The sequence below is a fragment of the Clostridium sp. LBM24168 genome (genome assembly GCF_052953915.1).
On sequence record NZ_CP196861.1, the window covers coordinates 2,235,064 to 2,261,625 of the forward strand.

Annotated in this window: 18 protein-coding genes; 3 read left to right on the top strand and 15 right to left on the bottom strand. The window is 33.6% G+C overall.

Annotated features, from left to right (window positions below):
• Positions 1 to 2: 2 nt before the first annotated feature.
• The 12 genes from ACSVC9_RS11135 to ACSVC9_RS11190 all read right to left on the bottom strand — a co-directional run bounded on the left by ACSVC9_RS11135 (position 3) and on the right by ACSVC9_RS11190 (position 15,844).
• Positions 3 to 1,451: an O-antigen ligase family protein gene (locus tag ACSVC9_RS11135; RefSeq protein WP_446897561.1), complete on the bottom strand. Its 1,449-nt coding sequence runs from the start codon at positions 1,449 to 1,451 to the stop codon at positions 3 to 5.
• 28 nt (positions 1,452 to 1,479) lie between these two features.
• Positions 1,480 to 2,826 carry an ABC transporter substrate-binding protein gene (locus ACSVC9_RS11140; RefSeq protein WP_446897562.1) on the bottom strand — a complete coding sequence of 449 codons (1,347 nt, stop codon included), beginning with the start codon at positions 2,824 to 2,826 and terminating at the stop codon, positions 1,480 to 1,482.
• Between the two features lie 22 nt (positions 2,827 to 2,848).
• Positions 2,849 to 4,393, bottom strand: a complete 1,545-nt coding sequence (gene murJ / locus ACSVC9_RS11145) for a murein biosynthesis integral membrane protein MurJ (protein ID WP_446897563.1) — start codon at positions 4,391 to 4,393, stop codon at positions 2,849 to 2,851.
• A gap of 17 nt (positions 4,394 to 4,410) precedes the next feature.
• Positions 4,411 to 5,517, bottom strand: coding sequence for a glycosyltransferase family 4 protein (locus ACSVC9_RS11150; RefSeq protein WP_446897564.1), 1,107 nt, complete (start codon positions 5,515 to 5,517; stop codon positions 4,411 to 4,413).
• Between the two features lie 80 nt (positions 5,518 to 5,597).
• Complete coding sequence (locus ACSVC9_RS11155) at positions 5,598 to 6,347, bottom strand: DapH/DapD/GlmU-related protein (protein ID WP_446897565.1); 750 nt, start codon at positions 6,345 to 6,347, stop codon at positions 5,598 to 5,600.
• 33 nt (positions 6,348 to 6,380) lie between these two features.
• Positions 6,381 to 7,487: a Gfo/Idh/MocA family protein gene (locus tag ACSVC9_RS11160; protein ID WP_446897566.1), complete on the bottom strand. Its 1,107-nt coding sequence runs from the start codon at positions 7,485 to 7,487 to the stop codon at positions 6,381 to 6,383.
• A 64-nt stretch (positions 7,488 to 7,551) separates the two neighbouring features.
• The gene (locus tag ACSVC9_RS11165) at positions 7,552 to 8,871 is read right to left on the bottom strand and encodes a nucleotide sugar dehydrogenase (RefSeq protein ID WP_446897567.1); all 1,320 of its coding nucleotides are present in this window, start codon (positions 8,869 to 8,871) and stop codon (positions 7,552 to 7,554) included.
• A 24-nt stretch (positions 8,872 to 8,895) separates the two neighbouring features.
• Positions 8,896 to 10,071 carry a glycosyltransferase gene (locus ACSVC9_RS11170; RefSeq protein WP_446897568.1) on the bottom strand — a complete coding sequence of 392 codons (1,176 nt, stop codon included), beginning with the start codon at positions 10,069 to 10,071 and terminating at the stop codon, positions 8,896 to 8,898.
• A 16-nt stretch (positions 10,072 to 10,087) separates the two neighbouring features.
• Positions 10,088 to 11,944: a polysaccharide biosynthesis protein gene (locus ACSVC9_RS11175; RefSeq protein WP_446897569.1), complete on the bottom strand. Its 1,857-nt coding sequence runs from the start codon at positions 11,942 to 11,944 to the stop codon at positions 10,088 to 10,090.
• A gap of 142 nt (positions 11,945 to 12,086) precedes the next feature.
• Entirely contained in the window at positions 12,087 to 12,968 is an 882-nt protein-coding gene (galU, locus tag ACSVC9_RS11180) for a UTP--glucose-1-phosphate uridylyltransferase GalU (protein ID WP_446897570.1), read from the bottom strand.
• Positions 12,969 to 12,999: 31 nt separating this feature from the next.
• On the bottom strand, positions 13,000 to 14,076 hold the full coding sequence (locus ACSVC9_RS11185; RefSeq protein ID WP_446897571.1) for a tetratricopeptide repeat protein: 1,077 nt from the start codon (positions 14,074 to 14,076) through the stop codon (positions 13,000 to 13,002).
• Positions 14,077 to 14,107: 31 nt separating this feature from the next.
• Positions 14,108 to 15,844: a phospho-sugar mutase gene (locus ACSVC9_RS11190; RefSeq protein WP_446897572.1), complete on the bottom strand. Its 1,737-nt coding sequence runs from the start codon at positions 15,842 to 15,844 to the stop codon at positions 14,108 to 14,110.
• 235 nt (positions 15,845 to 16,079) lie between these two features.
• Here ACSVC9_RS11190 and ACSVC9_RS11195 point away from each other — a divergent pair, with 235 nt between their 5' ends.
• Positions 16,080 to 17,555 carry an aminotransferase class I/II-fold pyridoxal phosphate-dependent enzyme gene (locus ACSVC9_RS11195; RefSeq protein ID WP_446897573.1) on the top strand — a complete coding sequence of 492 codons (1,476 nt, stop codon included), beginning with the start codon at positions 16,080 to 16,082 and terminating at the stop codon, positions 17,553 to 17,555.
• Here the strand turns inward: ACSVC9_RS11195 and ACSVC9_RS11200 are convergent.
• From ACSVC9_RS11200 to ACSVC9_RS11210, 3 genes are read right to left on the bottom strand one after another with little or no spacing between them, the layout of a single operon-like run.
• A complete protein-coding gene (locus tag ACSVC9_RS11200) occupies positions 17,541 to 18,011 on the bottom strand; it encodes a DUF523 domain-containing protein (protein ID WP_446897574.1) in 471 nt (156 codons plus the stop codon). The genes ACSVC9_RS11195 and ACSVC9_RS11200 overlap by 15 nt on opposite strands.
• Positions 18,012 to 18,038: 27 nt before the next feature.
• On the bottom strand, positions 18,039 to 20,399 hold the full coding sequence (locus ACSVC9_RS11205; RefSeq protein WP_446897575.1) for an endonuclease MutS2: 2,361 nt from the start codon (positions 20,397 to 20,399) through the stop codon (positions 18,039 to 18,041).
• A 22-nt stretch (positions 20,400 to 20,421) separates the two neighbouring features.
• Positions 20,422 to 22,779 (bottom strand): DUF3656 domain-containing U32 family peptidase, encoded by a 2,358-nt coding sequence (locus ACSVC9_RS11210; RefSeq protein WP_446897576.1) that lies wholly within the window; start codon positions 22,777 to 22,779, stop codon positions 20,422 to 20,424.
• Positions 22,780 to 22,979: 200 nt separating this feature from the next.
• On the opposite strand from ACSVC9_RS11210, the gene ACSVC9_RS11215 reads away from it, so the two are divergent.
• Together ACSVC9_RS11215 and ACSVC9_RS11220 are read left to right on the top strand one after the other, a co-directional pair.
• Complete coding sequence (locus ACSVC9_RS11215; RefSeq protein ID WP_446897577.1) at positions 22,980 to 23,498, top strand: DUF4489 domain-containing protein; 519 nt, start codon at positions 22,980 to 22,982, stop codon at positions 23,496 to 23,498.
• A 337-nt stretch (positions 23,499 to 23,835) separates the two neighbouring features.
• Positions 23,836 to 26,475 carry an exosporium glycoprotein BclB-related protein gene (locus tag ACSVC9_RS11220; protein ID WP_446897578.1) on the top strand — a complete coding sequence of 880 codons (2,640 nt, stop codon included), beginning with the start codon at positions 23,836 to 23,838 and terminating at the stop codon, positions 26,473 to 26,475.
• Positions 26,476 to 26,562: the final 87 nt, after the last annotated feature.

Below are 26,562 nucleotides of genomic sequence, written 5' to 3' on the forward strand. Positions count from 1 at the left end.
ATTTAATTTTCCCCCATTGTAGAATCTAATTTGTTATTATTTCTTCTTTTAAAAGGTAATTGTGCTATACCAAATACTACAAATATTATGAGAGTTCCTGTAATTACGCCCTTGTGGTTAAACTGATTTCCTGTTATCAATGAAAACATAGAATATATCAAAATGCAATTAAATGTACCCCTACTATATTCAATATTTTTCAAGCAGAGTTTCAATCTATTTACAATAATCATAATAAATATAAGAGCTGCTACTATTCCAAACTCCACCCCTATCTGAAGAAGTAAATTATGAGCATGCTCAAGAGTATATTGAGCTGCATTAGCTTTAAACCTTATATTTTCAGGCATTGATAAATATCCTTGAAGACTAAAAGTCTTATACGCTTCAGCAAAATTTCCTCCTCCTATTCCAAAAGGATAATTTTTCATTATAACCAAATCGGTAAATATAGACTGAATTCTTGCAACCGAAGACTCATTATTAAAAAACGTAGTACTTGTTCCTCTGTCTATTATATAACTAAATGTAGGCTTAGCAATAAAAACTGCCGGTATCAACAATATTATCAATATCTTTCTATATTTTTTACTACATAAAGACAAAAATATTACGCCTATGTAACAAAGCCATGCTCCTCTGCTGAATGTAATCAATACAGCTACAGAATAAAGAATAAATGAGGAATATAAAAATAATTTTTCAACTTTTCTGTTCTTTTTGTACAATATCATTTCCACAAGAAGAGGTAATATTGAAATCAATATACCTGCAAATATATTTACATTATTATATCCAAAAGTAAGATATATTTTATTTACCTTTATAGCAGACATGGATATTCCCCTTGCAAAAAGCTGCAAAAATCCATATAAACAACTAAAATCAATTGCTAAAATTAAAACATAATATATGCAATATTTATCTTCTTTTCGAAAATATGTAATAAAACATAACATAAGCATCAGGGGCATCAATACTCCTATATATACTTCACTTAGTCCAGTTAATATATTCCATGAATAAAATGCACTATTTATACAAAACACTAGAAATGCCATTATCATCAAAATAAAGTTAAAGGATAAATTTTCTTTAGATTTAAATAAATCAACTGTACTACGAATTATATCCTTAAAACTTACTATTGACAAAATGCTTATGTAAATCGTTTCAAAAGTAACTTTAACAAACAGTATGTCAAAATAGCACACTCGTCTAACTGTCGTATATATTGGCAATAACAATAAAAATAAAAGAATTGACTTCTTCCTATCTACAAATATAAGATAAATATTTATAATAAGACAAAAAAGTGCCGCAAAAAGCATAATTGATGTCTTCATACCTACTTCTCTTGATAATACTAGGCTAAATACAGCTGAAACTATTATTGATATTAATACAATCTTGCTATATTGTTTTAAATATTTACATATATATTTATGCATCTATGACACTTCTCCAATCATTTAAACTCTATTTTTTATAATAACTAAAATCAAAATTCTCCTTGTCTACTGCAAAATTATAGTAGTATTTATATTTCTCATCTAGCCCCTGAATTGCTGAATTAATTGACTTTTTACCCTTTATAGCATCTACAACCAATCCAATTTCATAACTGGAATCCCTGCTTAAAAAAATAGTAGGATCATATTGTTCATTATGGAATTTACTTGTATCATTGTATTCGCTGTAAATATCATTTTTTACCTGCCTACTATTAACATTCAAGGGTAGTGCATTTCTAGTTTCAAGCACTTCCCTATTCACATCATTACTTACCATATAATCATAAACTTCTTTTATAGCCTCTTTTTTCTTTTTGTCACTTATTGGCAATTTGTTTGCAACCAAAAAATTGCTATTTCCAACATAATAATATATATTTTGATTTTTTCCTGTCTGTATTATATCTTTTATTCCAATTTGAAAATTCAGTGGTACTATATTTGAAAAATATCCTTTATCCTCATAAGTACTTATCATCATAGCTATGTCGCCACGATAAAATTCCGATCTCATTTGATTTTTACTTTTCTTGTCAAAATCTTTCTCTATTAAGTTCATATTATACATCTTATTGTATATATTCAGTATACCCTTAGCACTACTAAAATCATAAGTACCTTCTTTATAATTCCAAAAGGTAGTATATATATTTCCTGAATTTACACTTGGTTCGCCAATAGATACTTTCATATCATCATATTGCTGCAATGGAAAAGCAAATGGAGTAATGTTAGGAAATTTTTTCTTTATTTTTAGTGAGTATTCCAATAACTCATCATATGTAGATGGAGGTTTGTTTGGGTCAATCCCTGCTTCCTTAAATATTTCTTTATTCCAGATCATCTTTGAGCTCGTTTCCATTAACTTCACACCGAGAGGTATGCCCTTATATCTTACTATATTTGAATTATCCACACTATTAGTATTGAATCCTATATCGTTTAAATTCGCTATTTCATTATTTTTCATAAGATCTGCAAAACCATATTCAAAAATATCAGGAGCATACTTTTTCGTGGCAAGAGTTGTTTTTAACGCATTATAATAATCTTCTTTATATTCTTTAAGTATTATATATACATTGTTCTTATTTTCTTTATTAAACTTTTGTATCTGGTACGATCTAGTTGGAGATATGACACTCTTTTTCATCCATAGCCTGACTATGGTCTTATTTTTCAATTCCTGAGGAAGACTCTGCTTATCACCAAGATAACTCTTGTAAAATTTAATTCTATACACAGAAGATGTAAAAATTAATAACGCTACTATTAGACCATATACTATACATTTAGATTTTTTATTTTTCATTTGAATTCCTCACTTATGCTTCTTAGTTTTTAGTTTTTAGTTTAACTAATTCTCTTAATTCTTCTACTTTAAGAACAATTAACATAATTATATAAACCAATACTCCTATTATAGTACTTGCTACTATATTTAAAGCCAAAAATATATTATTTGATGGTAAAATTGTGTTTAGCAACTTACAGCATATAAATACAGCTAATGCCATTATGGTCGCTGACAATGTCATCTTTATAAAACCTATAAAGATGACTCTATAGCTTATACCTTTCAATTTTTTTCTGATTTCTATAAAAAGAATCAATGCCAATATAGTTACTGACAGTGTAGTTGCCAAAGCTATTCCGTTCACCTTCATAATTGGCCCCAGAATCAAGATAAATATAATATTGACCACTACTAATATAAAACCATTTATCATAGGTATTACTGTATTCTTCATTGCAAAAAACACTTTTCCCAGTATATCCATAAGCGAATATCCAAATGCTGAAAATGCTAAATATTTAAGACAGGTCGCCGTAACAACAGTTGCATTGCTGTTAAATTTTCCATGTTCCAGTACCAATTTTATTACAGGTTCACTTAAAACAGCAAGACCAAATATAAGGGGAATAGATACCAGCATAACTATATTAACTGATTTCACAAATAGATCTTTAAATTCTTCTATATCATTAAGTGCAAATTTTTCGGTCAATTTAGGATATAACACTGTAGTTATAGATACTACAAATACTTGATTTATTATAGTACTAAATTTACTTGCATAATCTATAACAGAAATACTTCCGTTTACTAAATATGAAGCAAAATTTCTTGCTACCATCAAGTTTATTTGAGAAACTGCACTGCTCACAAGTATAGGAACAGATAAAATCATCATTTTTCTTACACTTTGATCCTTAAAATTTACAATAAATTTGTACTTATATCTTTTTCCCATAAATGGTCTCTGAGTTATTGCCTGTGTTACAGCTCCTACAAATACTGAAAGTATAGCTGCCATAAGCCCATAATATCTATAGAATATTACCAGTCCTATTATTATAGCTATATTTGCAGCAATTCCTGTTAAAGCTGGTTGGATAAATTTATTATATGACTGTAGATATCCTGTATACAATCCACTTATCCCTAAAAATATTATAGATGGCATAAGTATTTGAGTAAGTCTAACGGTTGTTGTAAAATTATTACCTTGAAATCCACCAGCAAATAATTTCACAAGTTGGGGTGAAACTGCTATAGCTATAATAGACAAAATCCCACATAAAATAATAATTATATTCAACACATTGTTAAAAAATTCATCTGCCCTTTTCTCATCATGTTTTATATCAGAAAAAACAGGTATAAAAGTAGTTACAAGTGCGGCTGCTACTGCACTAAAAAATACTTGTGGCATGGCACTTGCAGTTTTAAATATGTCAGATTCAGCAGTTGCTCCTAATTGTATAGCCACTATAAATTCTCTTAAAAGGCCTGTAAGCTTACTTATTACCAGGAGTACAGTTATAATCATACTGTACTTAGCTATACTCCTAATGTTCTTTTTTGCTTCACCCATGGTTCCTCCAAAACGTATTATTCCATATCACTGTACGCATTTAATAACTCTTTTTCGCATACGCTCCAATTATATTTTTCTCTTACTTGCTTATAACCATTCTCTCCCATAGTCCTTGACCTTTTTACGTCCTCGCCTAACTTTAGTATGGCATGTGAAATTTCCAATTGAGAATCTGCTTTAACCAATATTCCACTATTTGATCCATTCAATATATTTCTTATCATCGGAAAATCACTTCCTATAACAGCAGTTTTACTCCCCATATATTCAAATAACTTTATAGGTTCAGAGTTAACATATCTCCAATTATAAGGTTGCAAAAGTACAAATCCTGCATTAGATAATCTAAGATAATTAAACACTTCGGCATGTGGAACTTTTCCAGTGAATAAAATATCTACTTCCTTCAAATTATTTTTTATGAATTCTTTGCATTTTAACTCAAACTCCGTGGTCTCAAACGGGCCTACAAATATGTATTTAAAATCTTTATCCTTTATACTATCTATGGCTTCTAATATTTTAAATATTCCCCTATCATCCCTAAGTCCTCCCACATATATAAATGTCGGCTTTGTATGCGGCTCCTTCTCAAAATGTTCAACTTTTAAAACTGGATAATTAGGTATTAATCGTACATTTTTATTGTATTTTTTAAATTTATTCACCAAAATACCATTTACAGTAATTATACAATCCGCTTGTCTTGCAATTTTTCTTTCATATAGGTAGATAATTTTTTGTACCAGTGATTTGCCAAATTTAAAATGCTCTGAAAAAGCCTCAGGATGATATTCATGTGAATCATATATTATCTTTGCTCCAAGCTCCTTCTTAAGTTTTGTAGCTACATAAAAAGAATCTGGCTCATGAGCATGATATACATCAGCCTTTATTTTGCATGCTATGTTAAAAATATTTTTCATTGGTACTCTTCTATCGTGCCAGTTTTTTCTCTTAGGAAAACATCTTACTATTATGCCATCCTCTGTTACAAAATCTTTATCTCCTGGCGCAACCATATATATTTTATCATACCGTTTTTTCAAAGATAAAATTTCTTTATAATAGATTCTATTATCAAATACATCATGTCCAGATGTAAGCATGCATATTATCATAGACTACACCTCATAGATTAAATAAATATAGCCTTGAGTTTAACTCTAAGGCCTTCTTTCTTTTTAGGCAGACAAAATTGTTACTGATTTTCAAGTAACTGATTCTCTGGTACCTTTCTTAAATATCTTGCCGGGTTACCTGCAACTATATTTCCCTTACCAATATCTTTTGTAACCAAACTTCCTGCTGCAGCAAAACCATCTTCCTCTATTGTTTTCCCGGGCAATATAACAGCTCCGGCTCCTATTCTTCCACCTTTTCTTACTGTAACTCCCTTAAAATGATTAAACCTTTCCCTAGATCTAGCCGCATAATTATCATTGGAAGTTACAACACAGGGAGCTATAAAAACATAGTCCCCTATCTTGGAATAAGCTGTTATATAGGCATTTGTCTGAATTTTACAATTACAGCCTATACTACAGTAATTCTCAACTGTAGCTCCCTTGCCAATTATAGTTTTCTGTCCTATAGTTACATTTTCTCTAATTACAGCCAAATCAGCAATCAGAGATTTTTCATTTATATATGATCCTGCATACACTATGGCAGATGCTCCTATAAGGCATCCATCTTCTATGACAGCCGGTTTAATAGTTTTCTTATCATCTTTAAATATACTGTTTGCAGCCCTCATAGGCTGTTTGCCTATTATTGCATTATCATCAATTCTTACATTACTACCTATAGTTGTTCCGCTGTGTATAACTACATTATTTGATATAATACAATCATCGCCTATGACTACATCATCTTCTACAACTACAAAATACCCAAAACTGACATTTTTCCCTATAGCTGCTTTTTGTGATATAAAACATCTATCCATTTTTCTTTCCCCTTTTAAAGAATACACAAATATTTATTTATGTATTTTATCTATATTTACCATATCCATAGTTGAAAAATCTTTGAACGGAAATTTAACAGGCTGACCTGTGAGTCTGGATTTATAGGCTGCAAGAATTATAGACATGCCTTTTTTACCTTCTTCCCCGTTAATCAATGGCTCTATATCGTTATTTATAGCATCAATCATATTTTTGAACAAAGGCGTATGTCCAAATCCATATACGGTATCTGGATCGCCATCCTGACTTTTCAATATTTCATCCTCACTGTCCTTGTTATCTGCAAAACGCCATATTTCTATTTTATTTACTGCAAGTCCGCCTATGGAAACTGCACCTTTTTCTCCAAATATGCTCAAAGTTTCTTCAAGATTTTTAGGATACACACAGGCGCTTCCTTCTACTATACCTATAGAACCATTTTTAAATCTTATGATTACAGCCCCAAAGTCCTCTGCTTCTATATCCCTCATGAATGTATCACATTGTGCATACACACTGTCTATTTCGCCACCCATCATCCATTGAAGCAGGTCTATATCATGTATACACTGATTCATCAATGTTCCACCATCCAGTTTCCACGTACCTCTCCAGGGTGCCTGTTTGTAATAACTCATATTTCTGTTCCAGAGTATTCTCGCAGTTCCATTTATGAGATTTCCAAATCTATTTTCATCAATGGCTTTCCTGAGTTTTTGGATCGGCTTGTTGAATCTGTTTTGATGACTTATACACAGCTTAACATTATTTTCCCTTGAACACTTTATCATATCATCTGCATCATCTATTGAAAGAGCCATAGGCTTCTCAACTATAACATGTTTATTCTTATTCATACAGTACATAGCTATTTGAGGATGATATCCGCTTTCCGTCGCTACAGTAACTACATCTATTTCTTCACTATCAAGCATTTGCTTGTAATCAGTATATACTTTTATTTCAACCTTTTCTCCTAATTTGTCTATATATTCTTTTCTCTTTTCTTCAGCTTTTCTCTGTATTATATCACAGGTACAAACAAGTTCCGCTTCCTCTCTATTATTTATTAAAGCTTCTACATGTTTATATGAAATTCTCCCACAACCTATAATCGCAAATCTTAACTTCTTCATAAAGATACCCCACTCTCTCTAATAGTGTAAGTCTTACAAATTAAGACTTACACAAACTTATCTTTTATAGTTTATAGATCTTATCTCTGTTGTCTTTAACATCCTTTGTAGCATTTCTAGTATCATATACAAGTTTTGCCCTCTTTACAATCTCATCATAGTCATAGCAACTGTGATTTGTAGTTATAATCACTATATCACTTTCATCTATAACTTCTTTCCAGTCAACACTGTTATATTCTTTTCCCTTATGCTTAAATTTCGATATATATGGATCATTTATTATAATATTAGCTCCATTTGCTTCAAGGTGTTCTATTACCTTGAGGGCAGGCGATTCTCTCATATCATCTATATCATTCTTGTAAGCTACCCCCAGGAGAAGTACTTTAGCTCCATTCATAGCCTTTTTTTCATATTTATTCAAAAGTTTCATCGCATTATCCACTACAAACGAAGGCATTGAATCATTTATATCTCCGGAAGTTTCTATGAGTTTAGTATGAAAATCATACTCCTTTGCTTTCCATGAAAGGTAGAATGGATCAAGCGGTATACAATGTCCACCTAATCCAGGTCCTGGATAAAATGGCATAAATCCATAAGGCTTAGTCTTAGCTGCCTCTATTACTTCCCATATATCTATTTTCATTCTATTACATAGTATTGCCATTTCGTTTATAAGTCCTATATTTATATTTCTAAATGTATTTTCGAGTATTTTCTCCATCTCAGCTACTGCCGGTGAAGATACTGTAAATACGTCACTGTTAAGTACGCTTCTGTAAAGAGCCGCTGCAACCTCTGTACATTCTGGTGTACAGCCTCCAACCACCTTTGGTGTATTCTTTGTCTTGTATCTTTTATTTCCAGGATCAACCCTTTCAGGTGAAAATGCCAGAAAGAAATCCTCTCCACATTTTAAACCACTCTCTTCAAGTATAGGTTTCAGCACTTCTTCCGTTGTTCCAGGATATGTAGTACTTTCAAGTACTACAAGCATTCCTCTATGAAGATATTTAGCCACACTTTTAGTAGAATTGACCACATAAGACAAATCTGGCTGTTTGTATAGATCAAGCGGTGTTGGCACAGATATCGTAACTGCATCGACATCCTTAACAAATCCAAAGTCAGTAGTTGCTTTAAGCTTTCCCACTTCTACAAGTTTAGATAAATCGGAATCAACTATATCTCCTATGTAATTGTGTCCTTCATTTACCATTTTTACTTTCTTATCCTGAACATCAAATCCTATAACATCAAATCCTACCTTCGCTTTTTCAACAGCAAGTGGAAGTCCCACATATCCTAAACCCACCACTCCTAATTTTGCAGTTTTATTATTCAACTTTAATATCAATTCATCTTTTAATTGTGACATTTCTTTCCTCCTGAGTTTTATAATTTATATAAGTTCATCATATAATTTTATAACTTTTTGTGCATTTTTATCCCATGTAAAATATTTTTCAACTGTACTTTTCCCATTCAAGCCCACTTTAACCCTAATATTTTTATCTTGAATCAATTTGTCCAAAGTACTATATAAACTCTCTACATTTTCTCTCTCAACTAAAAAACCATTTTTTCCATTTACTATCACGTCCTCTATGCCTTCTCCTTTCACACCTATAACAGGCAATCCTACAGACATTGCCTCTATATAAGCCACACCAAATCCTTCATTGTAACTTGGTAAAGAAAAAATATCATAGTTTGACATACACTTTATTACTTCTTTATGTTCCATTCTGCCTAAAAAGTTCACCTTATCTTCCAAATTTAACTTTTTAACTAATTTTTTAAGAGATTCTTCAAAATCTCCACTTCCTATTATATCATATTGCACATTACTATATTTATCCTTCAATTTTCCCAGCACTTCTAAATTAATATGTATACCCTTTGTTTCTTTTAAATTTGATACACTTAAAATCTTTATTACATTTTCATCTTTCCTTTTAGAATTGCAAAAATCACAATTCACATCTATTCCATTATTTATCACTCTTATCTTATTATAGAATTTCTGATCTTTAACCATATTCTTCAATTTACTGCTGACTGTTATTATTCCATCTGCTGCATTTAAAACTTCAAAAACCGCCTGTTTACATCTATTATTTTTAGTTATGGTATTTTGAAAATCCTGTCCATGTATGGTAACAACATTGGGAACTTTAAAATACCTATTTACAACCATTGCACTATATCCATCTGGTAATGCAACATTAGAATGTATTATATCAAATTTAAAATTACTATAAACCTTTTTTAAAACTCCTGATATACCTTTTCCCATAAAATAACCTGATTTATAAAATAAAATCCCATGTGGAAATTCCAAATATCTTGGATAATAAACTTCTATAGACCCAATCGTATCCTTAAATGGTATGATAGAATATTTTCTCCACTTTTTATTCATATATTTTATCGGAAAAGGTGTCCACGGTACGGGACTTATAACCTTTACCTCACATCCATTTTTAACAAGGGCTTTAGCCTGCTGATATACAAATATACCAGCCATCCTGTTAAAGTTTGATGGATACATATGTGAAATTATTAGAACCTTCATATTTCCTCCTTGCCTGCTATGCAGATTCTTCTTCACTTTTCTTTTTCTTATAAGTTGGAACTTTTTCTTCCATAAGCTTAAATATATCTTCTCTGTCTCCACCAATAACATTTTCAAATTCTACTATGGATTTTTCGACAAACTTGATATCTATATTATCTGATTTTTCTACAAATATTTTATTATGTTCTGTTGACGTAAGTGCTATTTCATTCATAAGAGGTTCTTCATATAATTTCTCTCCTGGTCTTAATCCAGTATACTCTATTTTAATATCAACATCAGGCTTATATCCAGATAGCGTTATCAAATCTCTAGCCAAATCAACTATTTTAACTGGTTTACCCATATCCAGAACAAATATCTCCCCTCCATGTGCCATAGCTCCAGCCTGTATAACCAGCTGAGCAGCTTCAGGTATTGTCATAAAAAATCTATTTATATCAGGATGGGTAACAGTAACCGGGCCTCCATGAGATATCTGTTTCTTAAACAACGGTATAACCGATCCATTGCTGCCAAGTACATTTCCAAACCTAACAGCAACATATTCAGTATTGCTTATTTGATCAAAAGCTTGAACCATAATTTCACAAAACCTCTTACTTGCTCCCATAATATTGGTAGGATTCACAGCCTTATCTGTACTTATCTGGACGAATTTCTTGACATTGAACTCATTACAGCATTTAAGCACATTATATGTACCTATTATATTGTTCTTTATTGCCTCTTCTGGATTCAACTCCATAAGTGGAACATGTTTATGGGCAGCAGCATGAAATACAACATCGGGCTTATATTGTGAAAATATGCTTCTCATTCTATTCATGTCCCTTATAGATGCTATTATGACTTCTTTATTTAACTCTGGATGATTATAGTTCAATTCCATTTGAACACTGTATACATTATTTTCATATATATCTAATATCAATAACTCCTTTGGACTAAATCTTGATATCTGTCTACATAATTCAGAACCTATAGAACCACCACCCCCTGTTACTAGTATTACCTTGTCCCTTATGTATTTGTTTATATTGCTGTTATTTAACTTAACTTCTTCTCTTCCAAGCAAATCTTCTATATTGACATCTCTTAATTTACTTATATTTACCCTTCCATCTACGATTTCATATATGCCCGGAAGTGTTTTCAACTTACACTCTGTCTTTTTACATATGTTTATGATATCTCTTTTTGTATTTATATCCACAGAAGGAATTGCAATTATTATTTCTTCAATTCCCTTCTTTTCACAAATATCTACAATATCATTTCTTCCACCCAGTACTTCTACTCCACCTATAAATTTTCCTTTTTTGGAAACATCATCATCAATAAGCCCTACTATATCATAATTTAAATTTTTATTCCTTTTTATTTCCCTTATTAATATTGATGATGCATCTCCTGCCCCTATTATCAACAGTTTCCTACATCTTCTCTTTACTTCCTTTTCGCCCTTGCTTTGATCAACTATTCTCATTAAAAATCTGACTCCACCCAAAGTAATTACAGATAATATCCAGAATATTATATGCACTGTAAAAGGAAATCTATAATAAGTATTTTCCAAAAATTTAAAATTTATAAAGCGACTATAAATTATAAAGACAACATTTGAAAGTGATACTGAATATATTATAGACATCAACTCTTCTATAGATGCATATTTCCATATACTATTATATAGCTTAAAAAATTTATTAAATACAAGCGTTATACCTATTACCGGAATTAAGGAAAGCTTTAAAAATCCAATATATTCAGGAGGTATGCTAAATTCGAATCTTAAAAGCAGTGCAAAATAAAGCGAAACTGTCAGTAAAGCCATATCATATATAACAAGTTTTCTATCTTTTTGCATATCAACACTTCCTAAAGTTTTTTGCAAAAGTTTCAGACAAAACTCTCTTTTTCTATTTTACATCATAGTAGAAATTATTCAATATATTTTATTTATGAATTTGTAAACTTATTTTTACCAAATTCATCTATTATCTTTTCATTTACTTTTTAAATAGTTCCGTTTCCATTAAATTTTGAAGATATTTCATGAAGGGTTCTCTAAGTTCATCCCTTTTTAAAGCATATTCCACGGTAGCCTGAAGAAATCCCAATTTGTCACCTACATCATATCTTCTTCCTTCAAAATTATAAGCATACATAGCTTCCACCTTTACTAAGCTTCTAAGAGCATCGGTAAGTTGAATTTCTCCACCTTTACCGGGTACTGTATCTTTTAGTATTTTGAATATAGCTGGGGTTATTATATATCTTCCCAATATAGCTATATTAGAAGGTGTCTCCTCAACCTTCGGTTTTTCGATCAGTCCTTTAATCTTATAAACTCTGTCCTCTATATACATTCCTTTTACTATTCCATATTTATAAACTTCCTCCTTGGGTACTTCCTGAACCCCTATAACGGAAGTCTTATATTCATCGTAACAATCCATAAGTTGTTTCAAACATGGTACCTTGCTATCTACAACATCATCTCCAAGCATTACTGCAAAAGGTTCATTTCCAACAAAAGTTTCAGCACAACTTATGGCATGACCAAGTCCCCTTGGTTCTTTCTGTCTTATATAGTATATATCAGCCATATTTGATATTTTCTGGACCAACTTTAAAAGTTCCTTCTTATTATGACTTTCAAGCTCTTTTTCAAGTTCAACGGACTTGTCAAAATGATCTTCTATAGCTCTTTTATTCCTCCCTGTAATTATCAGAATCTCTTCTATACCTGAATCCACAGCTTCCTCTATAATATACTGTATTGTAGGTTTGTCAACTATAGGGAGCATTTCCTTTGGTTGTGCTTTAGTTGCTGGCAAAAACCTTGTTCCAAGCCCCGCTGCTGGTATTATAGCTTTCTTAACCCTCAAATTAAAATCTCCTTTCAGAAATACTAAAATTTTAGTTTATATTTTTTAATATATCCTCTAACTTAATAACTATTTCATCCTTTGGATTCAATCTTTTCGCAATATCAAAATGTGAACGCGCATTATCTATATCACCTAAATTCAAATAGCACATTATCAAATTTGTACATATTTCTATAGATTTAGTTGCTTCAAAAGCTTTTCTAAGATATAAAACAGCAGTTTTATAATCTCCTATGAAAGCATAATTTATTCCCATTTCATTTACAATTTCAACTATACTGCTATCTATATTAAGAGCCTCATTTAAATAATATATTGCCTTTTCATAATTTTTAAGCATCCTATAACCAACTGCTATATAGTAGTAAAGAGATGCATGATCTCCGAAAACATCCATGAGCGGTATCAAAATTTTCAGAGCCTCCTTTGGATTTTCATTCAAAATTTCTTTGGCCCTATTGAAATCAACCACCGACTTTACAGATTCCTTGAAATCTGAAACTTCTACAGTCTCTTCTCCATTTTTTGATATATAGTTATTTATATAAAAAAGAGCCTTCTCATAATCCCCATTTTCTTTTTCAATAATCGCATGATAAAAATAGGGAAGAGCATAATCTTCCATGCTCTCTGCATCTTCAAGGATTTCCATCTCTTCATCCTTATAAATGCTGTCTTCCCTTCTCAAATAATCTATTGTTATTATAAGTTTATCATATACCTCCCTTGATTTACCCATATTCAGCAATCCTTTGAGTAATATATAAGCATCTTCATATCTGGTGTCTTTTATATTCTTCGCTATTTTGCCTTTTATAAATTTGACACTATCCGGTATTCCTTTCAATATATTAATATAATAGCAATTAAATTTGAAATCTTTATCTAATCCTATTACATAAAACATACCTTCTATAAAAAATCCAATAGGAATTTTCTCCATATCATTTTTGACCCTAACACTATCAATTATATTTTCAGCATTTATAGGTAAATATATACGTTCTTTAGATTCAAATTTAAAAACTTTATCTAATATATTCTCATCTATCTCCAAAAATAGCATACTCGATAGTTTATCTTTTAAGTGTGCTTTTATATTCATAAACTTCACCTGTGTTCTTCAATTTTATATTTTAACAATTATACGCATCGTCGAATATTTTTTCAATTCTTTTTTGAAATATTTGAATCTTATTATCAGAATCTGACAAGCTGTCACCTATTACAGAAAGATATATTTTTATTTTAGGTTCTGTACCAGATGGTCTTACAACAAACCAAGATCTATCTTCTAAAATAAATTTAAGTACATTTGACTTAGGCAATGTTATAGGCTTTTCTGTTATATTAACTAAATCTTTTTCTACACTCAATTTATAATCCAGCTTCCTCACTATCCTGACATTATCTAGATTATTCTTCATAGAATGTCTTAGATATTGCATAACTCTTTCAATTTCTTCATGCCCTTCTTTCCCCCTAAGTTCTATTGACACAAGCTTTTCCTTATAAAATCCATATTTCTTATATAATTCTATAAGTGCTTCATAAAGTGTCATTTCTTTTGTCTTATAATACAATGCCATCTCACATATAAGGGTAGCTGCAATGACTGCATCTTTATCTCTCACAAAATCCCCTGCTAGATATCCATAGCTCTCTTCAAAGCCAAATATAAACTCTCTATTTCCCTTTCTCTTAAATTCCTTTATCTTTTCACCTATGTACTTAAACCCCGTAAGTACATTCACTATTTCTACTCCATAATCTTTCGCTATTTTGGAAACCGCCTCTGTTGTAACTATAGTTTTTACTACTGCTCCATTCTTAGGTAAAAGATTAAACTCATTTAAAGAGTCCAATATATAATGGGTTAAAAGAAGTCCAACCTGATTCCCCGTCAATATTTTATACTCCCCTTCAGCATTTTTCACTACTACTCCAATCCTGTCACAATCAGGATCTGTTCCAAATATTATATCCGGTTTTATTAGCTCTGCCATTCTAAGAGCTATATTAAAGACTTTAGGATCCTCTGGATTCGGGTATTGTGCTGTAGGGAAATTTCCATCTGGCCTTTCCTGCTCTTTTACAACATTTACGTTCTCATATCCAAGTTCCCTTAACGCTCTTCTTACAGGTATATTTCCGCTTCCATGAATTGGGGTATATATTATTTTAAGTTCTTTTGCCTTAGATTTTATAAGATCTTTTCTTATCCCAAGTTCTTTTACCCTATCTATATAAGATTTGTCAATCTGTTCTCCTATTATATTCAATAATCCTCCATTCCTTGCGGTATTTATATCAATGCTTTTGATCTCAGAAAAATCATTAATATTCTCAATGTAAGTTAATATTTCTCTAGCAGGGATATCTGTAATCTGGCCTCCATCTTCTCCATATACTTTATATCCATTATATTCCTTTGGATTATGTGAAGCAGTTATAACTATACCTGCCCTACTTCCAAGCTTTCTAACTGCATATGATAGCATTGGAGTCGGTCTTAAGGATTCAAACAAATTTACACTTATACCATTTGCACATAAATTTAAAGCAGCTGTTTCAGCAAACTTACCTGAATTCAATCTGGAATCATATCCTATGCATACGGATATATCTTTACTATTTCCATATTTATTAAGCAGGTATTTAGACAATCCCTGTGTTGCCTTTCCTACCGTATACACGTTAATTCTATTGGTACCAATAGCCATTATTCCCCTAAGTCCTCCCGTTCCAAATTCCAGATCTTTATAAAATCTATCTTCTATTTCTTTATCGTCTTTTATATTTTTTAGCTCAAATTTTGCCTTTTCATCAATAAAATTAGAATTTAACCATTCTTCATACTTTTCCTTATACATACTCATAACCTCCTGCTGATTGCATATTAGACTATAAAAAAATAATCCTTCTTTACAATATATATCAATAATTAGCCGTAATTAGACATCTTAAATTTAATATCTTTAATTATACTATACTTGTTGAATTTATAAAACAATTAACATATAATAATATTAGTTTTTACTAAACGTAGAAAGCCCTTTAATTTCAAGAGTTAAGGGACATTTCCCTGAAAGAAGGTGCTATACAATAGTGTATAGATTAGATCAAAATGAAACTCCTTTATTTGATGCACTAATGGAATATGTAAATAGAGATATAATACCATTTCATGTTCCTGGTCATAAAAAAGGAATTGGTGCAGACACCGAATTTAAAAATTTCATTGGAGAAAATCCATTTAAAATAGATGTTACAGTTTTCAAATTAGTTGACAGCCTCCACCATCCAACAGGTCCTATAAAAAAAGCGCAGGAACTAGCTGCAGATGCCTATGGATCAGATGCTTCCTTTTTTTCAATTAATGGTACTTCTGGAGCTATCCAGGCAATGATTATGTCCGTAGTAAATTCTGGTGACAAAATTATAATACCCAGAAATGTTCATAAATCAGTAACTGCAGGAATCATCCTAAGTGGTTCCATACCTGTATACATGCCGCCTGAACTCGACAAAAGACTTGGCATCGCACATGGTGTAACTCCAGAAACTGTTTCTAAAATACTCTCCCAAAATAAGGATGCAAAAGCCGTTTTAATTATAAACCCAACTTATTATGGTGTATCAACAGATATAAAAAAAATATCAGATATAGTCCACAGCTATAATATTCCATTAATAGTTGATGAGGCTCATGGTCCCCATCTGGCTTTCAATGATAAGCTCCCGCTATCGGCCATGGAAGCTGGAAGTGATATGTGTTGTCAGAGTAGCCACAAAATAATTGGTGCCCTAACCCAGGCTTCCCTTCTACACGTAAATTCCAACCGAATTGATGTAAACAGAGTTCAACAGGTTCTATCATTGCTTCAAACCACTTCCCCTTCATATATATTAATGGCTTCATTGGATTGTGCCAGACGTCAGATAGCCATTGAAGGAAAACAATTGTTAAATAAAACTATTGAGTTATCAGACTATGCTAGATGGGAAATAAACAAAATCCCTGGATTTTATTGCTTTGGTAAAGAAATAATCGGAAATAGTGGCGTTTTCTCCCTGGATCCAACCAAGATAACTATAACTTGCAGGGATCTTGGAATCACAGGTTATGACCTGGATATGATACTGTCAAATAAATATAATATCCAAATGGAGCTGTCTGACATATATAATGTACTTGCCGTTGGTTCTTTCGGTGATACCAGGAAGAATATAGATACTCTTATAAAAGCATTAAAAGAAATAAGCATTGAATATTCTAGAGGTAATCACAAGAAATCTGATTTTCTTGATATTCCAGATATTCCAAGACAGTTAAAAATACCAAGAGAAGCTTTTAATTCTAAGAAAAGGTCTGTTCCTTTAAAAAATAGCATTGGAATGGTAAGTGGCGAGTTTTTAATGGCCTATCCTCCAGGAATTCCTGTTCTCTGTCCAGGTGAAGAGATAACACGTGATATAGTAAATTATATAAAACAGCTCAAAAGTACCGGGCTTTATGTACAGGGAACGGAAGACCCTGAAGTCGAATATATAAAAGTAGTTGATGATTCAGCTGACAATTAAGTCCAAATTGTCAGCTATTTCTCTTTCTTTTAAAATTTTTATACCATTTCTTATAAATATTTCCGCTGTAACTCCGTTACCAATTATTCTATTACCAGTAAAACTACCATCATATATTTCTCCATATCCACAGGACGGACTTTTAGATTTTAATATAGCAGTTTTTATATTACACTTTCTGCATATCTTTATGGATTCATATGCTCCCCGCAAAAACTTGTCGGTTAAATTCCTTCCCTTTGAATCTATTATAATGGCATTCCCTTCTATTACATCACTACCACATCCTCCTGATATCTCACAGGGAAGCCTAGGGGTACTCAATCCTCCAAGCTGTTCAGGGCAAAATGGTATAATTTTACCAGACTCCATTAACTTTAAAATTCTACTGTTCAGGCTATTGCTCCCGTTATATCTTGTGTTTATTCCACAAAGGCAAGCACTTACTGCAATCATATTGACCTCCTCTATTTACAATCACATTTATTTAAGTTCAACTACTGTAACTCCTGTTCCTCCTTCACCATATTCACCAAGTCTGTAATTCTTCACATGTGAATGATGTTTAAGCATATCATTTATAGAGTTTCTAAGTACTCCTGTACCTTTACCATGTATTATAGTTACTTCTTTCAATCCACTCATATATGCATCATCTAAATATTTATCAGTTGTATAAGTAGCTTCTATAGAATCCATCCCTCTCAAGTCTACAGATACAGGAACAACCTTCAAATTTAAATTAGTCTCTCTTCTCTTTTTTTTCATATCTTTTTTTGATTCACATTTTATTTTTCTCAAATCTTTCAATTTTACACTTATTTTCATTATACCCGCTTGAACTTGAACTTCATCCTTACTATCCGGACCGGTAAGCACTATTACATTCTGATTGAGAGATGGGAGAAATACCTCCTGACCTTCTTTCACGCTCTTAATTTTCTCACCATTATTGGCTTTCTCTACATACAGCTTACTTTCTGCATTGTCTAATTTTTGCCCGAGTTTTCTTCTCTGCTGTTCCAGTTTCTGCCTTACATCACTACTATATCCCAATTTTTCAAGTTGCCGCATTTCCTTTAAAATAGCATCTGCCTCTTCTTTTGCCTCTTTTATTATATTTTTTGCCTCTCTTTTGGCTTCTATAATTGTTTTTTCTCTCTCATTTTGCAATCTATGAAATTTATAATCATATTTCTCTTTAATTTGGAAAGCCTCGGCCTTTAAATTTTCAGCTTCTCTAGAACATTTTTCAGCTTTCAAATTTTTACTTTGAAGGTCTTGAATAAGGTCCTCAAATCTCATGGCATCACTTGATATATTATTTTTAGCATCTTCTATTATATAATCCGGAAGTCCAAGTCTTTTGGATATTTCAAAGGCATTTGATTTTCCCGGTATCCCTATTATAAGTCTATAGGTAGGTCTCAATGTTTCTACATCAAATTCCACAGATGCATTTTCTACTCCATCAGTCCTCAGTGCATATACTTTCAGTTCACTGTAATGAGTTGTTGCAATAATACTAGCTCCCCGTCTTTTCAAATTTTCCAGTATGGCCACAGCAAGTGCTGCCCCCTCTGTCGGATCAGTACCTGCCCCAAGTTCGTCAAAAAGCACAAGAGAATTACTGTCTGCCCTGTTTATTATGTTTACTATATTAGTCATATGGGATGAAAAAGTAGATAAATTCTGCTCAATACTTTGTTCATCTCCAATATCAGCAAAAATTTCCTTGAAAAATCCTACGGTTGAATTTTCTTTTGCAGGTATCATAAGACCACTTAATGCCATGATATGTAAAAGTCCTGCAGTTTTCAACGTAACAGTTTTTCCTCCTGTATTAGGGCCTGTTATCACCAGAGATTTGAAATTCTTGCCCATATAGAGATCCATAGGTACCACAATTTTTCTACTTATAAGAGGGTGCCTAGCTTGTATTATATCTATCATGCCTTCATCGTTTACTTCTGGAATTGTACAATTCAAGTCACCTGCAAATTTAGCTTTGGAAAAAATGAAGTCTAGTTCCCACAATATACTTGCATCAGTCTCAATTTCAGATATACTATCATATATTTCTTTAGATAGTTCTGCAAGTATCCTATCTATTTCAGCCTTTTCTTCCATCATCAATTCCTTTATTTCATTATTTAGATTTACAAGCTCCATGGGTTCTATATATAATGTAGCTCCACTCGAACTCTGATCATGTACTAATCCTGGTACCAATAATTTATATTCTGATTTCACAGGGAGTACATATCTATCTCCTCTTACAGTATAAAGTGCATCCTGAAGGTATTGAGAATAACCTCTTACAAGAGAATTTACTTTGTTCCTTACAGAAGAATTCTTATCTCTCAATGATCTCCTTATATTATGCAATTTTGAGCTTGCACTATCTGAAATTTTATCTTCACTTTCTATGGACATAAATATTTTATCTTCTAAAGGCTTTAATTCTGTAATTCCAGAACAAATATCCTCTATTATTTTAAAAATTTCTTCATCCTCTTTGTGTCCTATATATTTTTTAAATCTCCTTGAAGCTTTTAATACGGCACCTATTCTCAAAATCTGCAGTGCCATAAGTATAGAGCCTTTTTTTGCCATTATTATTCCATTTCTAGCATCATAGACTCCTTCAAAAGGGGGTGAACCTTTTGTTATAAGCAGCCTGAATGCCTCTCTTGTTTCTTCTAGATGCTGCCTTACTTCATATATATTGTCATAGGGTGTCAAGCTGTCTACTATATCTTTTGCCGCATTAGTACTTGTATATTTTTTTAATTCACTTTTTACTTTATCAAATTCTAAAATCTTTAGAGATTTATAATTCATCTTAATTCGTAAAACTCCTTTCCTATTCTGCCCCTTCTTTATAATGTCCTCGTGTAAACTTAGAAAAATCTTTATCCCACTTTTCTTTAGTAAAAGACTTCAATATATCTTTAGCCTGCTCATAGTCTTCATCTAAAAAGTCTATTCTAAAACTCTTAATTCCCATATTTTTAAGTTCTTTGATATTTGGTAATAAATTTAATGGTACACTGTTATATATATAGCCCCTACAAAACTCATCTGTCATTAAAGGGAACCTCTTATTTTTTCTGTCTACAAGAAAATAACTGCTGCAGCTGCAGGCATTATTACATTTCTTAGAAGCAGTTCTTCCTCCAAAAGTACTTCCTATAACACAGTACTCACTTACCATTAACTGTATTCTTCCATATACCATGACCTGACATTCTGATTTTATATTGTTAAGTATATTCTTCATATCATATTTACTCAATTCCACACTCAGACAGTTTACAGATGTCAGATTATTGTAGAATTTAAGTGCTTCACTATTGAATATATTAAGTTTATAATCTCCTATTATACTCATCTTTCCTCTAAATTTACTTATTATACCTAGATTAGATGTAACTATTCCCCGTATTTTATGGAAATTATCCTGTATAAATTTGCACATATAATTGAATTCTTCTTTTACTATGTTTGGAATCATTATATATACTTTTTTATGAATATCCTTCAGTTTAATTTCATAACTACGTTGAAATGGATTGATGCATATGCAATCATCCAAATTTGATTCAATGACTGCCTTAAGTTGCTCTTTATTTGATACAAGCACTATTTTTTCAGGTAAATCAAATATGTTCTTAAAGGCTCTATTCGGAATTATATGCTTAACATTTTCAGTGCAGCATCTATTTTTACTTTTAGAGAGTATATATTCCTGGATTTCAGCTATAAGCTTCCTTCTCAAAGAGTTCAAAGAAGATACTGGCAAGAATCCCTCTTCATAATTAATTAATTCTATATTGTCAAATCTAAATACAGTATTCCCAGTTTTCAACAGGCTGCTGCATATTCTCTCCTTGCTAATAGGTCTTTTTAATGCCTTTTCTACAGTTTCACCTTTTACAACGAAATTATGCCTATCATAATTGGTCATAAGTTCAATAGGCTTTCCCAATTCAAATTTAACTTTCAGGCTCAAGCCCATTTTCTTTCCATATGGATTTTTATATATGTACTGTAATTTTTTGATTTGATTTGAATCCGAAGTCCTATATATTGTATTGCCGCATCTATAGTTTAGTGGAAAAATCTTTACACTATCACCTTTTTTAGCCTTATCTACTTTTCTACCATCCTTAATTATTTTATGTATATAAAAACCATCTTTACCGTTTCTAATTCCGTCGCCTACAGATATATCTTCCTTTAAGATTATCATCATATCATTTTGAATTTTTCCAACTTCAACTCCCATGTTTCTTGGAAATGCATATGACATCATATCTCTTCCAACATTCTTTAACAAATAAGCTTTTGTAAAGCCCTCTCTGTTAAAGAGTTGAAGGAGATTTTTTATACTTTTATCCATAGGGAACTTTTTGATATTGTTATCTAAATAACTATCTATAGCTCTCCTGTATTCTCCAACAACACCTGCTACATATTCAGGTCTCTTCATTCTTCCCTCTATCTTCAGAGAACAGACACCACTTTTTAATATATCACCAATATTTTCAATAGTACACATATCCTTTGTACTCAGAAGATATCCTTTTCTTGAAAAACCATCTTTTGATTTTACTATACTATAAGGTAATCTGCATGGTTGTGCACATCTTCCCCTATTTCCACTTCTTCCGCCTATCATACTGCTCATAATGCACTGTCCAGAATAACATACGCAAAGTGCACCATGTATAAATACTTCAGTATCTATATTCAGATTTTTTGATATGATTTCTATTTCTTTTAAGGATAGCTCTCTTGAAAGAACTATCCTATCAAATCCTATCTTCTCCAAAAAAAGTGCTGCCTCTAAATTATGCACTGTCATCTGAGTTGATGCATGAATTTCAAAGTCAGGAAAATATTTTTTTACAAGGACTGTGAATCCTATATCCTGTACTATAAGTGCATCAACTCCCATATCATTTAAAAATCCCGCATATGAAACTGCATCTTCAAGTTCTGTTTCCTTCATAATTGTATTAATTGTGACATATATCTTAACATTATACAAATGGCAGTAATCAACTGCCCTTTTCATGGATTCATCATCAAAATTATCCGCATATGCCCTAGCTGAAAATCTATTTCCCCCAAGATAAACTGCATCTGCTCCTGATTGAACAGCAGCATACACACTTTCAACATTTCCAGCAGGTGCCAGAAGTTCTACTTTATTCATCGTTCCATCTCCTCACACAATATTCATTATATAGTAATATCAAGTACATTCAAAGTGCCTATTCAAAAACTCAACTGCAGATGCATTTATCATCACCTTTTTTCACAAAATTCATATATTGTATTAGGAGCCAATGACAAAACTGATACCAAACTATTTTTGCTTTAAATTTATATGTATATTTAAGGAGGATTTTATTTATGAATTCATTATCAAATAGCAATTGCTACGATAATAATTATAACCCTTGTAATATAAACCCATGCAAGGTAGAAAAAAAAGAAGAAAAAAGCTGTCAGCCAATAATAAAGTGTGGCTGTCCTACTTCAACTGTAATACCTCTTGTGTCAATTGGAGATACCTTTACTATTGCTTCTCTGAATTTGAATACTTCAAAGATAAAAAATCCATGTGTAAAGCTTGAATTTGCTACTAATCTTATAGGAACCGTTGCAGGTGCAGGTATTTTAAGATTCCAGATATTCAAGCAATGCACTGGTCAGTCAAACCCAGTACCTATAGGTCCATCATGGAGCTACGGTCCTATAGCAATAGGTAACGATACTTTTTCATTCTTCGTCTGCGATTGTGATGATTCCTGTTTTGACGGGTGCTGTACCTATACAGTGGTAGCAACAACAACTGTTGCTGTTGGTACACTGTCCCTCAACAACTCGACACTTGGAGCAATAGTAACCTGTGGATGCTCTTGTAACTAACAATATAGATATACAACTTTAAAGCTAAATTATTTATGTAAAATTAAAATCATCATTAGAAGTTGCCTATCTATACATTATATATTTAGATTATTACGGGGACTATCTCTAAATAAATCATAATGAGATACTCCTTATGTTTGCTCTTAAAACAGAGGATTTGGTACTGAAATACATTTTCGGTACTGGATCCTGTTTTTATATTTAATTTTGCTTATATCTCCATGAAACATGTAACCAAGTCTCACGAAAATCCATATATTATAATTGAACTACAAATAAAAGCTAATAAAATTGACTACAGCAGAATAATACTCGAAAGTGAGGAGGTAAATCTATGACTTTTTATACAGCTTATCCAATTGATGATGTATATGTGGCAGAATTTTTCCCAAACACCAACTTTGCCTCATCATCATCCTTATATACTGGACAATATACTCAAAACTGCGGCCATGCAGATGCTTATAGAACTTTATTAAAATTCAATATTCCAGGTTCAATCCCACCTGGATGTACAATAACAAATGCTGTTTTAAATCTCTATGTAAATGGTAAAAATACACCAGATTGTAAACTTCATCCCCAATATGTAACTGTATATAGAAACTTAAGCGATTTTAGCGAAAATACAGTTACATGGAATAGTAAACCAAATGTATTCCAGGCTCCTTATGGATCTACAATAGTTACAGATGGTGATTTATGTAATTATATACAGATAAATATTACAGAACTAGTTAAAGGCTGGTACAACAATACTATTAAAAATAATGGAATAACCTTATTAGGCATAGAAAATATTATAAATACAATAATAGGATACGACAGCAGCAGAGGTGAAAATCCTCCTTCTCTGTCAATTGAATACAATTGTAAACCGCCATGTCCTCCACCATGTCCAATATGTCCGACTGGACCTACTGGTCCTCAAGGTCCCGCTGGTCCTATAGGTCCTACTGGTCCTCAGGGGCTCCAAGGTCCTGCTGGTGCTAACGGTGCTACCGGTCCTCAAGGTCCTAGAGGTCCTAGAGGTTGCAATGGTGCTACTGGACCGCAAGGTCCTGTTGGCCCTACTGGTCCTCAAGGTCCTGCCGGTGCTAATGGTGCTACTGGTCCTCAGGGACTCCAAGGTCCTGCTGGCCCTATAGGTGCTACTGGTGCTCAGGGTCCTGCTGGTGCTAACGGTACTACTGGTGCCCAAGGTCCTGTTGGCCCTACTGGTGCTCAGGGTCCTGCCGGTGCTAACGGTGCTACTGGTGCCCAAGGTCCTGTTGGTCCTACTGGCGCTCAAGGTCCTGCCGGTGCTAACGGTGCTACTGGTCCTCAAGGTCCTGTTGGTCCTACTGGTGCTCAGGGTCCTGCCGGTGCTAACGGTGCTACTGGTGCCCAAGGTCCTGTTGGCCCTACTGGCGCTCAAGGTCCTGCCGGTGCTAACGGCGCTACCGGTCCTCAAGGCCCTGTTGGTGCTACTGGTGCTCAGGGTTCTGCCGGTGCTAACGGTGCTACTGGTCCTCAAGGCCCTCAAGGTCCTACTGGTGCTCAGGGTCCTGCCGGTGCTAACGGTGCTACTGGTGCCCAAGGTCCTGTTGGCCCTACTGGCGCTCAAGGTCCTGCCGGTGCTAACGGCGCTACCGGTCCTCAAGGCCCTGTTGGTGCTACTGGTGCCCAAGGTCCTGTTGGCCCTCAAGGTGTCCAGGGTAATACTGGTGCCAATGGTGCTACTGGCCCTCAGGGTCCTGTTGGTCCTACTGGTGCTCAAGGTCCTGCTGGTGCTAACGGTGCTACCGGTCCTGCTGGTGCTCAGGGTGCTCAAGGTCCTCAAGGTCCTCAAGGCCCTGCCGGCACTAACGGTGCTACCGGTCCTCAAGGTCCTGTTGGCCCTATTGGCCCTACTGGTGCTCAAGGCCCTCAAGGTCCTCAAGGTGCTGTCGGTCCTGCTGGTCCTACTGGCTCTCAAGGTGCAGAAGGTCCTCAAGGCCCTGCTGGCCCTACTGGTCCTACTGGTGCTCAAGGCGTAGAAGGTCCTCAGGGTCCTCAAGGTGTCCAAGGTAATACTGGTGCTCAGGGTCCTACCGGTACTCAAGGTCCTGCTGGTGCCCAAGGTCCTGCTGGCCCTGCTGGCCCTACTGGTCCTCAAGGTGCTGTCGGTCCTGCTGGTGCTACTGGCCCTCAAGGTGTAGAAGGTCCTCAAGGTCCTGTTGGTCCTGCTGGTGCTACTGGTCCTGCTGGTCCTCAAGGCCCTCAAGGTCCTCAAGGTCCTGCTGGTCCTGTTGGTCCTACTGGTGCTCAAGGTCCTGCTGGTGCTAATGGTGCTACCGGTCCTCAAGGCCCTGTTGGTCCTGCTGGTGCTACTGGCCCTCAAGGTGTAGAAGGTCCTCAAGGCCCTCAAGGTATTCAGGGTAATACTGGTGCTACTGGTCCTCAAGGCCCTCAAGGTCCTACTGGCCCTGCTGGTGACGGTGCTATCATTCCATTTGCATCAGGAAACCCTATTGTACTAACTACTGTTGCTGGCGGATTAGTCGGCACAGCAGGAATTGTAGGATTCGGAAATTCTGCTGCAAATATAAGCATTACAGGTGGAACAATTGATTTAACTGGAGCTGCAGGAACATTGATTAATATGTCATTTTCAGTTCCTCGTAATGGAACCATTAATTCAATAGCAGCATATTTCAGTACTACGGCAGCATTATCTCTCATAGGTTCAACAGTAACTATTACAGCACAACTATATCAATCGACCGCACCTAATAATATTTTCACTGCAATTCCAGGTACTACTGTAACTTTATCTCCAACATTGGAAGGTTTGATATCTATAGGTACCACAAGTAGTGGCTTAATTGACGAATTAGCAATTCCTGTAACTGCAGGTACTCGACTACTGCTAGTATTTTCATCAACAGCATCCGGGCTCAGTCTTATCAATACTGTTGCAGGCTATGCTAGTGCAGGTGTTGGAATTTCTTAATACACCATTTTTAGAAGGACTGCTTAAAGCAGTCCTTCTTCATATTACAATTCAATCATTTATTTCAATTATACCTCATATTATACA